Here is a 14,740-nt window from a genome sequence, read left to right on the forward strand (position 1 = left end):
CATTGAATTTCAAAAACCTTTATTTTGTCATTCATATTATAAGCTGACATCATGATTCAAAAAGAGCATGAACATATCGAAAACACCAAGCACGACTTGCAAATCGTTTTAATTGCTGAAAATATTCGAACGCCTGAAAATTTGGGAATGATCATGCGTTTATCTGAGGCTTTTGGGCTTGAAAAGATCTATTTCGTGGGTGAGCATGCCATTGATCTGACAACCAAGGCGAAAAGAGCTTCAAGAAACACTTACAAAACCATGGACTATGAATTTGTAGTAGATGTAAAAAAGCAATTTAGCCAACTCCTAGAAGTAGGATACCACGCAATTGCTTTAGAAATAACAAAGTTTAGCGAGCCTATACATAATTTGAGAATTAATAATCAAAAAAAGGTTGTGCTTATTATTGGTTCAGAAAGACAGGGCATATCAGAAGAATTGCTTCAATTTTGTCAAAACCATTATCACATCCCTATGTTTGGAGGTAATTCTTCAATTAATGTCGTGAATGCATTATCTATTGGATTGTTCAAAATTACAGAGAATCCAAACAAGCATTAAAAAAGCCATTCACCTTAACGGAAATGGCTTATCATTATGAAAATAATCTGCTTTTAACCCTGTGATTTCGACTGAACAACGGTATCAACTTTTTTCCTAAAATCTTCATCTTGTTGATACGCCATCATTATTTTCTGATATTTCTCTTGGCTTATATCATGATTTTCAAGTGCAGCTACCATTTTTGATTGGGTCTTCTGATTGTTGGCCATAATTTCTTGAGCAGCAGCGTTGAAAGCTTTCATTTCCGCTTTGCTGGCTTCTTCATCTGATTGACCTTGCTGAATTGCCACAATTTCGTTGAACCTATCTAAATCCAAATCATTCTTTTTAATGATATTCATGGATTCCTTTTTTGCTTCTTGCTGTACTTTGGTAACATCCAAATTTGCCTCTACAAATGTCTCAATTTCCTCATCGCTATAATCTGTTGTTACCTTTTTTTGTTGCTGCTGCATTGGCATTTGCTGTTGTGCAAATGCAACTACTGCAAACATTGATAGTATAGCGGTTGTAAAAATCTTCTTACTCATCGTTTTCTGGTTTTGTTTTAATATAATTTTTCAACCATGGCAACGAATGAGAATTGCATTGTTGCCTTTTTTTAGAAGATTTTCAAAAGTTCTTTATAAACTGAAATAGATTGTTAAAATACTGAAATCAAGTTTCCGACTCAAGCAACCATTTTGGGGTTTCTGGTGCTTGGTATTGTTCCATTTTCGTTAACAAATTATCAATACTTTTATCGCTCAAAAGCATTTTTCTATTTATATCCTTCAAAAAGTCTTGTGCTGTCATCTGAGAAAGCATATCCAAAAGTGGTTGGTAGAAGTTTTCCATATTCAATAAACCAACTGGTTTTTTATGCAAACCCAATTGACCCCAAGTCAGGATTTCAAATAATTCTTCCATGGTGCCAAATCCACCTGGTAAGGCAATAAAGCCATCTGCCAAATCATGCATTTTTAGTTTTCTTTCATGCATAGACTCGACCACTATCATTTCAGACAATTCAGTATGGGCAACTTCTTTGGTTTGCAAAAAATCAGGGATGACTCCAATCACTTCTCCCTTTTCACTTAGAGCACCATCTGCCACAGCACCCATTAAACCGATTTTTGCACCACCATAAACAACACTTATATTTTTTTGAGCTAAAATTTTACCCAAAAGGAATGCTTCCTCTCGATATTTTCCGTTTGTACCTGCGCTTGAACCGCAGAAGACTGTTATTCTCTTCATACCTAATGATAGCTTTATTTTAAGTTAAAACAAATGATTTTCTTTTGCATTCAATATTCTAAAAGGCTTTGATATGGATCCCCTTTTAAATTTAATAATTCGGCAAATGCAGGCTCTGTTTTCATGCCTGATTCCTTCAAGCTGATAATTTCTTTTTTGAAGTCTTCACTTCTAGCATTTAAGATCTCATGCTCAATCAACATATGCTGAAATGCTATTTGTTGATTGGAAGGCTTACTTTGACCAAATATTTCTACAGGAAAATTGTCCATCATAAACCGCACTATTACTGTAGGTTCATCCTGAAATATTTTTTCCATCATAGAAAATTGGGGATAATTGCTAAAATCCTTTTGAATATCATCTTTAAACACCTGCTTATCTTCGAATGAGCAAACAATATCTAGATCACTATCATTTATGGCTATGTCAATTGGAATCGTTCCAGCTAGAATAGGCTGGAAATTTGACAGTTTGTCCATGACTTTATTATCAGTCAACACTTTATGAGCTTCTTTTTGAAGCTGGCTTCCATTTTTGAGATAGTTGATAGACTGGAAATTCATTTTTGTTGCTTTTATTTAACACTTTGTAATTTTGTTAAACTCATAAAACAGTTTTACAAATTGTTGTTAAGAAACAACACTATTAAACCTTAAACAACATCCTCTCTCCCGCTCCTGCTTCAATTATATTTCCCTTATCATAAACTTTCTGTCCATTCACGAAAGTGCTTTCAATGGATGACTGGAAAGTATGTCCTTCAAAAGGAGACCAACCGCATTTGGCTAAGATATTTTCTTTAGTTACTGAATATTCCTTATCTAAATCGACCAAAACGCAATCTGCATGATAGCCTTCGCGGATATAACCTCTCTCTTCTATTCTGAATAAAGTCGCCACATTATGAGAAGCTTTCTCAACTATCTTTTCAAGGCTGATTTTTCCTTGCTTATAAAAATCAAGCAATGCCATTAAATTATGCTGAACCAATGGTCCACCAGATGGTGCTGAAAAATACTTATTTTGTTTTTCCTCTAAAGTATGCGGTGCATGATCTGTTGCCAAGACATCTATTTTATCATCTAATAAAGCCTGAAAAATAGTTGCTCTATCATCTGCAGTTTTTACAGCTGGGTTCCACTTTATGAAAGTCCCCTTTTCTTTATAATCAGCATCTGAAAACCATAAATGATGAATACAGGCTTCCGCAGTAATCTTCTTTTTCTCTAGGGCGATCGAATTATCGAATAGCTCGGTTTCTTTTCCTGTTGAAATATGTAGCACATGCAATCTCGAACCGTGTTCTTTTGCCAATTTCACTGCCAATGAAGATGATAAATAACAAGCTTCTTCTGAACGAATGATAGGATGCATTTCAATTGGGACATCCTCTCCATATTCCTTTTTGAATTTTTCTGTATTAGCTCTGATGGTGGCTTCATCTTCGCAGTGAGTAGCTATCAGCATGGGAACTTTAGAGAAAATATTGTTCAGGGTTTGCTCATTATCCACCAACATATTTCCAGTGGAGCTACCCATAAACACTTTCACGCCACAAACTTTTCTTGGGTCTGTTTTTAAAACCTCCTCAATGTTGTCATTGCTGGCACCCATAAAAAATGAGTAATTGGCAATAGAGTTTTTAGCGGCAATCTGATATTTATCTTCGAGTAATTCTTGAGTTAATGCGTTAGGCACTGTATTAGGCATTTCCATAAAGGAAGTAATACCTCCTGCAACAGCTGCTCTTGACTCTGTAAATATATTTGCTTTGTGCGTTAAGCCAGGCTCCCGAAAATGCACCTGATCATCAATTAAGCCAGGTAAAAGATATTTTCCATTGGCATCAATTACTTCATCAGCCTCCTCAGCATTAATGCTGGATGCAATTTTTTCAAAGCGTCCATTTTTCATCAGCACATCTAGCTGCTGAATTCGCCCTTCATTTACTATATTTGCATTGACAATCAGAGTGGTTTTCATAATTCAGTTAATTTTTTTCTAAAGAACAGACTTCATGTCGCAAGATACCGCATCCTTTCAAGATTTTAAACTCAACAAACAATTATTCAATGCCATTGATGATTTGGGTTATCAAAAACCTTCTGAAATTCAAGTAAAAGCAATCCCTAGGATTTTGAATGGACATGATGTTATTGGCATTGCGCAAACTGGGACAGGCAAAACAGCAGCTTTTGTATTGCCACTTTTAATGAAATTGAAATATGCTCAAGGTCACGACCCCAGGGCTTTGATCATAGCCCCTACCCGCGAATTGGTGATGCAGGTATATGAAAACATTCTTGAGTTGGGGAAATACACTGATTTACGAACTGTTTGCCTTTATGGTGGAATTGGTCCAAAAAAACAAGCACAAGAAGTAGCCGAAGGTTGTGATATTATAGTCGCAACTCCCGGCAGGCTTTTAGATATTTATAGTGCTGGCGTATTACAACCCAAACAAATCAAAACTTTTATATTGGATGAGGCTGACAGAATGATGGACATGGGATTTATGCCGCAAATCCGTAGGGTTTTGGAACTTTTGCCGATGAAAAAGCAAAACCTATTTTTCTCTGCTACCTTTCCTGAGAAGGTTGAAAAATATGCTTATGAATTTACAGACTTCCCAGAAAAAGTAGAAGTCACCCCTGAAACTATGACTGCCGAATTAATTGAGCAGTCTTTATATCACGTACCCAATTTCCTAACCAAAATAAACCTCTTGAAATATCTTTTTGAAAATGAAGATTTCAGTAGGGTTTTGATTTTTGTAAGGACTCGAAAGAATGCTAATAATGTTTACAGTTTTATTGAGCGGAAAATCAGTGAGGAAGTGCGTGTGATTCATGCCAATAAGGCACAATCTACCCGAATCAATGCCATCAATGAATTCAAATCGGGGAATGTGAGGGTATTAGTAAGCACTGATGTAACGGCCAGGGGAATTGATGTTGAGGAAGTGAGCCATGTAATCAACTTTGAAGTCCCTAATAAATATGAGGATTACGTTCACCGTATCGGGCGAACTGGCCGAGCAGAACACCATGGGATTGCCATTAGCTTTGTTGACCCTTCCGATGTTTACCATATCAATAAAATTGAGGAATTAATTCAAAAGAAAATCAAGGTAATTGATTTGCCAAAAGAAATCGAATTGATGGATACCTTGCCGTCAGAGAAAAAGGATATGGAGCAGGAAATTGACCGGCAAAAGCATCTAGAAAATCCTGATTTCCAAGGCGCTTTCCATGAAAAGAAAAAGAAGAATCTAAGCGGAAAAGCCAGGGACAAGGCATTTGGCAACAAGCCGAAGGATAAGCGGAGGAAGAAATGATTTATTGATGTGCTGATGATTCGATATGCTGATGAATTAATTTTCTTACGTATATCTCTTTTTTAATTGAGTTATAGAAATAAATGGAGATAAGTTGTAGGCTATCTCATATGTTATCTTTACATTTTTTCAGGTTTATCTGTCGATATTGAGTTGTAAATTGAAATATAGTAGAAATAGAATTTTAGCACTGAATTGAACTCAGAACTTTTTGTCAATTGTTGATTGTCAACTGTCTATTTATTGGAAGTATCTGAATAAGTGGAATTTTTGAAGTCTTGGTTCTAGATTCTAGACTCTAAAATCTCAAGCATGAGTAATTGGAAAACATTAATTACAGAATATAAATACATTTTAAGCTTAGGCTTTGTATTTGCCTATTTTTCCAGTTTTGGGCAGACCTTTCTGATTTCGCTTTATGTGCCTGATATTGAGAGTTGGTTAGGGCTCAATAATACTTCTATGGGTAGTTTATATGCAGCAGCGACAGTTGCATCAGCTTTCACTTTGCCTACTTTAGGGAGCGTATTTGACCGAATGAAGTTGGGCAGTTATATGGCTATGATTTTAATAGGTCTAATGACTGCCTTGCTGGTTTTATCATTCTCTATGCATATCATCATGGTTTTTGTTGGACTTTATATGTTAAGACTTTTTGGACAGGGATTGATGAGCCATACAGCTGTTTCCACCATGTCGAGATACTTTGACAGCAATCGAGGGAAAGCCATAGGAATTGCTACAACTGGCCATCCATTTGGAGAAGCTACTATGCCTGTTGTCATTACTTTATTAATAGGGTGGCTAGGATGGCGTGGATCGCTACAGTTAAATGCGGCTATTGTATTTGTGTTTATCATGCCATTAGTTTATTGGCTCTACAGCAAAAAACAGAAAGGACAAGTCCAGGTTGAGCTGGAAGTTGGTTTGGGTACAACTAAAGTGAGTGCCTGGAAGATCTTAAGCCATAAAGCATTTTTAATTATTGCTCCCGCTGTTTTTGCTTTAGGATTTACCAATACAGCCATCTTCTTTTTCCAGTTAAAGTTAGGTGCAGCAAAAGGCTGGAGCGCAGCTTGGGTTTCTTCTTCTTTGGCAGCCTTTGCCGGAGCAAGCGCTTTGGGAATGTTTATAGCTGGACCTTATATTGATAAACTGACCGCCAAAAAGCTATTCCCTTTTGTGTTGATTCCTTATGTGATTGGAGTGCTGACCCTATTAATCAGTGATTCGCCCATTATCTACCCTTTATCTCTAGCTCTAATGGGTTTTGCTAATGGATTTGGCGGGACGGTGAAAAATGCTCTTTTCGTAGAAATATTCGGTGCAGACATTATCGGGAAAGTAAGAAGTTTATTTGTGACTGTTATGGTGTTAAGTACTGCTTTAGGTCCTTTGTTTTTCGGAGTTTTAGTTGATGCAGGATATACCTTTAATGAAGTTTTTCTACGTAATGCTCTTGGGATTGCGTTAGTGATTTTGTGGAGTTTTAGAATTAAACGCTTCCAATCATGACCCATCCATAATATCCTATTATGATATTGATATTTCATTACTAGATTAGAATTAACTAGCTACAGATTCTAGGTTCCAATTTTGATTTCCGAAACATTTTTTTATGTTCTATTACTGTATATAAAATATTTGGAATCAAAGATTTTAAGCTATGATCAACTTTATACAGTTAAAAAAACTAACCTTATTCATCCTTTCAATTATTACATTTTCAGCTGCTTTATCAACGAATATCAATGCACAAAGTGCAGAAGAAGATTTTAAAAGTCTTTTAAAAGAAGAAGCAGAGGATTTTAAACTATTGAGTCAAGAATTTATTAAAAACAATTCCAATGAGTATTTATTAAAATCCACTTATAAATATGATAATAATGGGGAAGAAATAGAGGTACCAGTACTAATGGGATATCCCAGTAAATCAAATTTAAAAGAAGCTGGAGTTAGCAAACCAAGCTCCGTTCATGATATTTATTTTGGTTTAAATTTTGAAGTTTTGGAAGGAAAGCTTGAAGGGAATAAATTATATGGATTAAAATATGAAATTGAAAAGCTATTTAAGAAGGGATACTTAATAAAGTGGCAAATTCAACATGGCGACATTCTGAATGATCAGCCAGCACTAGCTTTGTTTCCTTTAGATCTTGAAAACTTCAATATTCAAGATCTGTCAATATACGAAGGTCCTTCTTCTAGAAGTATCAGTAATTCCGTGAAGTATTTCAACGCTGAGCTTGATAAGTCTATAGAGGTGAAAATTGACCACGGATTAAAAGCGAGAATAAATTTTGAAGTTTGTGAAAAATCCGAATCCTATTCTGTAAATGGGAATGAGTACCATGTAGAAAAAAACACTTACAGAAGAAACAAAACAAGTCTTACTTTAAAATATTTTCAAAATGAGATATTGGTTACCCTTAGAACCGATGCAGATGAAAACCGTAACTTGCAAGCCGAATTAGAAGAGCTAAAACCTTTGCTAGCAGCCTTGGACATAGAAGCCATGGAGCAATTCGAATTTCTTTCAGTTCAACAACCATTTGAAAATGTATCCAAAGTACCTATGGATAAGGAGGTTTTCAAGGACTTCATCACCATTCAAAATGATGACTACCAATTGGATAAGGTGACTACTCGAGAAGACAAAATGATAGTAACTTATCATATTTCAACTCCGCCAGAAGAGGCAAATTTTAAACTTCACCTTGCATACGGTGATTTCGGAAAGGAAATCAAAGGAAGTATAATGAGTTTGTACAGAATAAAGCAATTCACCGTATTCGAAGAATTTGAATGCGATAATGCTGAAGATAATAGAAAAGATAATCTAGATAAGATAAGGGATTCCTTTTCCTTTGACAAAATAAAAATTGCCCGCTGGGAAAAAGAAAATATAGATTTTTCAAGAGTCAATTCATTAATAGAGTTAGGGCCTGCTCAAATTGGTGAATTCGAAATGACAATTTTCAATCCTAACGTGAGCGACCCTGAAGCATATTTCATTTACACAAATAAAAAAGGTACGAAAATCAAAATGGAATTTACTTATGGTGATGAAGCCATAAAAGAATATCTTCAATACCAATTGTTAACTTTTAATAAAAGTGAAGATATTAATAATGGGGTATTAAGCGTCAATGATTTCAATTACCACTATATTGTAAAAAGAGGTGGTCTTATTGTCTACACTTTTGATGACAACCTATTAATTGCTTTTTATATTGGTAGTGAAGGAAGTACCATAAAAAAATCCAAAGCAACTTTAAAATCATTTTTACGAGAATTTGAAATTGAGAAAGTCTTGAACTGGGAGCGCCCAAAAGATCATGAAATTACCTTTCCAAGTAAATCTAAAGATGGTGTCGATATATGCTTAGATACAGAGTGCATGGAAGAAAAACTAGCCAATTGCGAACCTGCAGTATTTGGTGGATCATTAACTCCTAGGCTAAGCGTATTCTATCAAATTGAAGAATTAGAAGGTAATCAGTGCAAACTCTCTATGGTTTATGATCACAATCCAAATGAAAATTGGGAAGGAAAACCCTTATATTTCACCATACCGAAAGATGGTGATTTTGATCAAGAGGTAGTTCAAAAAGTTACAGATTGCTTGGAAGGAAAAAGTAATGATTGTTCCGGTCCATTACTAGATGAAATTGAATAAGACTTTAGCAATTATTATATTTTGATTAAGAAAAGTGGATTTCCAGTCGATGATTTTGATTTACTTATAGGTGCTACTGCCGTAACAAATAATTTAATTTTAGTTACAAATAACGAAAAACATTTGAAGCGTTTTGCAAAAATTAAAATAGGAAACTGGATAAATTAAAATCCTCTGGAGATTAACTTTAAAAAGGGCATTCCAAATTATATGAAATGCCCTTTTACTTATTACGTATAACTTAATACTTATTACATACTTATTACTCCTTCAAAGTATCCTCAAACAACTCAAAAATCCTTCTATATTCATCTGTCCAGCTGCTTGGCTCTACGAATCCGTGGCTCTCTACAGGATAAACTGCCATTTCCCAATTTTCTTTGCCTAATTCAATTAGTCTTTGGGATAACCGCACTACATCCTGAAAATGCACATTGGTATCTACCATGCCATGAGCAATTAATAAATTTCCTTCTAAACCTTCAGCAAAATAAATGGGTGAACTTCTTTCATAGGCAATCGGATCATCCACTGGAGTATTTAAGATGTTGCTTGTATATCCATGATTATAATGCGCCCAATCTGTTACTGATCTTAAAGCAGCACCTGATTTGAAAGTTTCCGCTTCATTGAAAAGCGCCATTAAAGTGATGAAACCACCATAAGAACCACCATAAATCCCTATATTTTCTTCATCTACGCCCAATTCATCAACCAAATACTTGGCGCCATCTACTTGGTCACTTAAATCTTTGCCTCCCATGTGGCGGTAGATTCCCGTTCTCCAATCTCTGCCATAACCGGCACTTCCTCTGTAGTCAATATCTAAAACCGTATAGCCATTATCTGCTAGTAGATTATGGAACATGTATTCTCTGAAATAGGAGCTCCACCATTGATGAGCATTTTGCAAATAACCGGCTCCATGCACAAAAATCACAGCTGGTTTGCCATTACTTCCACCTTCTGGCTGATAAAGACGAGCATGAACCTCTGCTCCATCTTCGGCTTCAAAAGTAATGTATTCTGGAGTTCTCCAATCGTAGGATTTAAATTCATCAGAAATGGAATTGGTAATTCTTTTAGCTTCTGCATTGGGTTGATTATCCATAACATATAGTTCCCAAGGTTGAGCAGCGGTACTTTTCCTTATGGCAATTTTACTTTCATCGGGTGCAAGTGCATATTCCATTCCACCTTTATCAGAAGTCAACTGCTCCATCTTCCCACCGCTAACAGGTAATTTATATAAATTCCGAATTCCCGGGCTTTCAGGATTAGCCAAGAAATAGAAGTGATTTTTGTCATTGGATAAATTCACATCATAAATTTCGAATTCGCCTTTTGTCAATTGCTTTTTCTTCTTTTTTGTTTTGCTTAAATCCACTGAATAAAGATGGCTGTAACCACTTTCTTCGGACTGAAAATATAATGTCTTATTATCAGCCAAAAATCCTTTGGTAGACCCTCCCCATGCATATCCTACTCCTGGACCAGCAATCCAAGCTTCATCTCTTTGTCGGTCAACTAAATCTAATTTGGCTGTTTCAGGATTGAGCAAAAACAACCATCTGTCTTTATTATCAGTAGCTCTAGCATCAATCACAACGAAATTACCATCATCAGAAAATAAAGGCGATTGAAAAATCATTTTTCTGCTTTCAAAATCTTCTTCTTTTCTTTCAGGATAATCACTCCAGAATTCAGGAATTTGTTTAAGCCCTTCTACCTCATCAATGTTTACTATTTTACTCTCTCTAGTTTTGAGATTGAAAACACCCAACTCCATGTGCGCTTGTTCCCCTCCAACTTTTGAACGGGCATTTAAATCCTTTGTATAACCCGACTCGGTCACGTAATCTGGCACAATGGTATTATCATCTCCTTTCGGAGAAATGTATAGTCGGTATATAACATAATTTCCATCAGGACTGATAATGGATTCAATCAATCTTTTGCCATCTAAATAAATGGTGGGAATACCATCAGACTTAATACTTTCTTTATACTCGTCAGATTTTTCCTTTCTCTCCTTGTTTTCTTTCAGCACGCTAAATAATTCTAGTTGTTGATTATTTAACCACTCTTCCTTATCTGATTTTTTGGCACTCTTCTCTTTAGGTTCGGCTTCTTTACTAAATTCCACCAATTGGCGAGTTTTACCCGATTTCCTATCCCAGGTAAAAATATTGTTATTGACTACATAAAATATTTTCTGCTCATCTAATAAGAAGCCAGTGTTAGAAATTCTCTGTGAACTCTCAATCAAAGGCTCGATATTCCCTGTTTTAATTTCCGATAAGTATAGATTGCCATCTCTAATAAAGAGTTTCTCTGTTCTGGCTTTATTGTAAATTCCTCTACGATCAGGATATTTCAATTCCTCTTCATGGCTTATTAGTATCGCCTCACCTTTTTCAAAATTATAGGCATAAAGTGAATCATCGGGATGATCTTGGGGATTCCAATTAAAGAAAAGTTGATCGTTGTTTTCTCCCCAATAGAAATTATCGGGTGAATGCCCTATCCACGCGGGATCACGCATTATTTTCTGAACACTTAACTCCCCAATCTCCTGTGCAATTGAAGTTGATCCATATAGGATAACTAATAAAAGACTTAAAACTAATTTTTTCATAAGGTGCTATTTTAAAACTAAGGTCTTAAACTACACTTTTATGAGAGGAACTGAAAATGATATTTGATGAAAGGAGGATTTGGTTAGCTAATCTCAATAAAAAACCGCCTCCATAGGAAGCGGCTTTCCGGCTTAAAATGAAAAAACAACACCTAAACAAACACCTGTTTTGTTTAGGTCTCGCCTTATTTTCAGTTACATTTTTAGGGTAAGACCTAGAGTTAAATAGCTTAAAGCTCCTCTACCTCCTTCAGCATAAAGGGCAAAGTTATCGCTGAAATAATATCGAGCTCCTAAGGCTGGTCTCAGAAATACAAAATCAACGTCTCCTTCGAAATTTGTATCGCCAGTATAAGTAAATACTTCAAAACCAAAATTGGCTAAGATATACAAATCCCATTTAGAGTCATCAATATCAACATCCAGTTCTTCTTTCAGTAAAGTACTGTAATGGAACGAGCCTCTTGCCCCAAAAGCAATTATATTGAAGCCATAATCATCATTTAAATAAGAGTATCTCCAGCCTTTATAGCCCACATATGGACCAATTCCAAAATAATCGTGCACCCCTATTTCATAATTTGCCGTAAGTGCGGGCAAACTAAAAGTTTGATTACCTACTAATCCATATCCGTAATAGCCTACACCAATTCCAGGATTAAATAAATTATCGCCTTTTTGGTAAACAGTTCCACCACCTTCACCCTGTGCCTTACTTGTAAAAGACAAAAGACTGAGTACTGATATAAGTATTATTGTTACTTTCTTCATAGTTTAAATATTAAGAAGCGAGGCAGAAATTAAACCTACCTCGCTGACTATTTATTAATCTATAAGGACTGACCCTGATACATTCCCAGAAAAAGTATTACTTGCAGTTGCCCCTTCAACATCGTTTACTGAGGCTCCACCTGATTGATCAATAGCTATGCCATATCCACCTGAACCAGTGAATTGTGAATTGGTGATGCTAATAACCGAGTTCGTAAAAACACCAAGATTACATTTAAAATCAGCATTGCTAGGGAAAGGCATTTCTGAAAAACCACCGTTACTTATAATTACATAATCAAGCTTATTATTGGCATTTGAAGAGGCAATCCTTAGACCTTCCCATTTAATCCCACTGGTTGAAGTAAATGTAATCTCATTTCCTGCACTTCCTTCGGCAATAATTGAACCATCTATTTGAATATGTCTGTCTTCTCTTGCTTCAAAATATGCACCTGCAGCAATAGTTAAGTTTCCATTTATATCAAGATTTCCATCGATAATATATTTTGAAGAACCATTTAACTTATTCCAAGTTACAGTCTCTTCAGGAACTAATGAAGATCCAAATATCTCAACCTCTCCTTGTGCATTATTGGAAAAAGTTGTAGCTCCATCTATCTTAGATACATGAAATGCATTTAAACTTATTGCGGTTTGATTATCTGAAAAATCATTACTTGAGAAAGTTCCTAGGTCAGATAAATCATCATTAACGTGCAAACCATAACCATCACTATTAGAAATAGATGAATTAGTCAAATTCAAAAACCCTCCTGCATCCAAAGCAATATTGGCTTTATAATCTGCGCTACTTGCTAAAGCCCATTCTGAATTTCCAGCATATGATACCTCTACATTATTTAAACTATTGTTTTGATTTGAAGAACTGATGTAGATCCCTTGCCAGTGTATTCCCCCTGAAATATTAGAACTGGTGAAGGTAATAGTGTTAGATTCTCCTCCATCCGCATTGATGCTAGCACCTGAATTGATTGAAAAATAAGTATCTTCATCAAAAGCAAAATTAGATCCCTCAGCAATCGTAAGATTACCATTTATGTTTATATCTCCACTTACTCTATACTGTGTATTAGCATTCAATTTGTTCCAAGTTACAGTTTCAGTATCCGGAAGAGTCGAACCAAAAATTTCAACATCTGCATTTGCATTATTGTTGAATGAAGTAGCGCCATCAAGTTTGGCTACATTTAGCGCTCTGACTGAAATACCTCTACTATTATTTTCAAAAATATTATTAGCAAAAGTACCTAAATCACTCTGATCATCATTTACATGAACTCCATATCCTGCACTATTGCTGATGGTGGAGTTTTCAATATTTAAAAATCCACCTTCGTCTAATCCAATATTGGCTTTATAATCTGCACTGCTTCCAAAAGCCATTTCTGAATTTCCTGCATACTCAACCGTGGTGAATTCCAAACTATTTCTTTGATCGGATGATTGAATAAAAATCCCCTTCCAAAGTTGGCCTGCTGCTACATTAGAAGATGTCAATTTTACCATGTCTTCTGCAGTCCCATTCGCATCAAACACTCCACCAGAACCTATATAAATTTGTACGTTTTCATCTAAAATCACTGTGACACCCGGATCAATTGTTAAATAAGCAGAGACAGAAATGTTCCCTATCACCTGATAATCAGGTAAACTAGAGTCTTCATAAACATTTTCCCAAGTAGTGTCTTCTATTACATCAGAATCAATGATTACCGGAGAAACCTCGGCTTCAATAGTTGCTTGCGCAGTACTTTCATTTCCCTGACCGTCATCAACTGTTAATTGGATGGTATATTCACCAGCTACATCTGCTGTAAATTCCAATGTAACCGTTTCTTCATTCGCTAAAGTCGGTGTGCTTCCAGAAGGGGCTGAAGTAACTTCCCATAAATAAGTTAAATCATCATTTTCTGGGTCAGATGAGTTTGCTCCTGATAATTGGAATGTGTTTCCAACATTAATAACATTATTGTCATTTTCTGGAGCTATCAATTGACTATTTTCATCTGTGATGATAGCCTCAGGAGCTTCGTTATTATTAACAGTAACAAAAATTACAACATCATCAGTTGCTGTATTACCATCTTCATCTTCAACCGTCAAGGAAGCGGTATATTCACCTTCAAGATCAGGGACAAAACTTGCCTGTTCGCTTGATGCATCAGAAATACTTACACTACTGCCTGTGGGAGATTGAGTTAATTCCCAACTAAATGTTAAGGCACCTCCATCCGGATCAGAAGAATTACTTCCATTGAGTGTGACATTACTATCCACAAACGCATTAATATCTGTTCCTGCATCAGCCACAGGTGGTTCTCCTACAATCGGATCTTCTTTTGTACATGAAATCATGACGAGGACAGCAATAGCCAGCGTCCCCCATTTTCTTAATTGATTTAAATTTTTCATAATTGTTTAGATATAGTTTTTTCTTTTCATCATGCTATACACCAACTTTTTCTAAGTTGGGTCATATTTT

Annotated in this window: 11 protein-coding genes; 4 read left to right on the plus strand and 7 right to left on the minus strand. The window is 35.7% G+C overall.

Annotated elements, in window-relative coordinates; translation table 11 throughout:
• The first annotated feature begins 51 nt into the window (after window positions 1-51).
• Window positions 52-564 carry a TrmH family RNA methyltransferase gene (locus FTRAC_RS09370; protein ID WP_013453997.1) on the plus strand — a complete coding sequence of 171 codons (513 nt, stop codon included), beginning with the start codon at window positions 52-54 and terminating at the stop codon, window positions 562-564.
• Window positions 565-617: 53 nt separating this feature from the next.
• Here the strand turns inward: FTRAC_RS09370 and FTRAC_RS09375 are convergent, their stop codons facing one another.
• The 4 genes from FTRAC_RS09375 to FTRAC_RS09390 all read right to left on the minus strand — a co-directional run bounded on the left by FTRAC_RS09375 (window position 618) and on the right by FTRAC_RS09390 (window position 3,792).
• A complete protein-coding gene (locus FTRAC_RS09375; RefSeq protein ID WP_013453998.1) occupies window positions 618-1,097 on the minus strand; it encodes a DUF4168 domain-containing protein in 480 nt (159 codons plus the stop codon).
• Between the two features lie 127 nt (window positions 1,098-1,224).
• Window positions 1,225-1,806: an LOG family protein gene (locus FTRAC_RS09380; protein WP_013453999.1), complete on the minus strand. Its 582-nt coding sequence runs from the start codon at window positions 1,804-1,806 to the stop codon at window positions 1,225-1,227.
• A gap of 50 nt (window positions 1,807-1,856) precedes the next feature.
• Entirely contained in the window at window positions 1,857-2,372 is a 516-nt protein-coding gene (locus FTRAC_RS09385) for a DUF4269 domain-containing protein (RefSeq protein WP_013454000.1), read from the minus strand.
• A gap of 82 nt (window positions 2,373-2,454) precedes the next feature.
• Window positions 2,455-3,792 carry a dihydroorotase gene (locus tag FTRAC_RS09390; RefSeq protein ID WP_013454001.1) on the minus strand — a complete coding sequence of 446 codons (1,338 nt, stop codon included), beginning with the start codon at window positions 3,790-3,792 and terminating at the stop codon, window positions 2,455-2,457.
• 34 nt (window positions 3,793-3,826) lie between these two features.
• Here FTRAC_RS09390 and FTRAC_RS09395 point away from each other — a divergent pair, with 34 nt between their 5' ends.
• The 3 genes from FTRAC_RS09395 (at window position 3,827) to FTRAC_RS09405 (ending at window position 8,825) form a co-directional block, all read left to right on the plus strand.
• A complete protein-coding gene (locus tag FTRAC_RS09395) occupies window positions 3,827-5,146 on the plus strand; it encodes a DEAD/DEAH box helicase (RefSeq protein ID WP_013454002.1) in 1,320 nt (439 codons plus the stop codon).
• 312 nt (window positions 5,147-5,458) lie between these two features.
• Window positions 5,459-6,661, plus strand: coding sequence for an MFS transporter (locus FTRAC_RS09400; protein WP_013454003.1), 1,203 nt, complete (start codon window positions 5,459-5,461; stop codon window positions 6,659-6,661).
• A 151-nt stretch (window positions 6,662-6,812) separates the two neighbouring features.
• Entirely contained in the window at window positions 6,813-8,825 is a 2,013-nt protein-coding gene (locus tag FTRAC_RS09405; RefSeq protein WP_013454004.1) for a hypothetical protein, read from the plus strand.
• 262 nt (window positions 8,826-9,087) lie between these two features.
• Here the strand turns inward: FTRAC_RS09405 and FTRAC_RS09410 are convergent, their stop codons facing one another.
• The 3 genes from FTRAC_RS09410 to FTRAC_RS09420 all read right to left on the minus strand — a co-directional run bounded on the left by FTRAC_RS09410 (window position 9,088) and on the right by FTRAC_RS09420 (window position 14,670).
• Window positions 9,088-11,463, minus strand: coding sequence for a S9 family peptidase (locus FTRAC_RS09410; protein ID WP_013454005.1), 2,376 nt, complete (start codon window positions 11,461-11,463; stop codon window positions 9,088-9,090).
• A gap of 195 nt (window positions 11,464-11,658) precedes the next feature.
• Window positions 11,659-12,234, minus strand: coding sequence for a hypothetical protein (locus FTRAC_RS09415; protein ID WP_013454006.1), 576 nt, complete (start codon window positions 12,232-12,234; stop codon window positions 11,659-11,661).
• Between the two features lie 54 nt (window positions 12,235-12,288).
• Entirely contained in the window at window positions 12,289-14,670 is a 2,382-nt protein-coding gene (locus FTRAC_RS09420) for a PKD domain-containing protein (RefSeq protein ID WP_013454007.1), read from the minus strand.
• Window positions 14,671-14,740 lie beyond the last annotated feature (70 nt).

Origin of the sequence: Marivirga tractuosa DSM 4126 (assembly GCF_000183425.1) — a bacterium.
Taxonomy (GTDB): Bacteria; Bacteroidota; Bacteroidia; order Cytophagales; family Cyclobacteriaceae; genus Marivirga; species Marivirga tractuosa.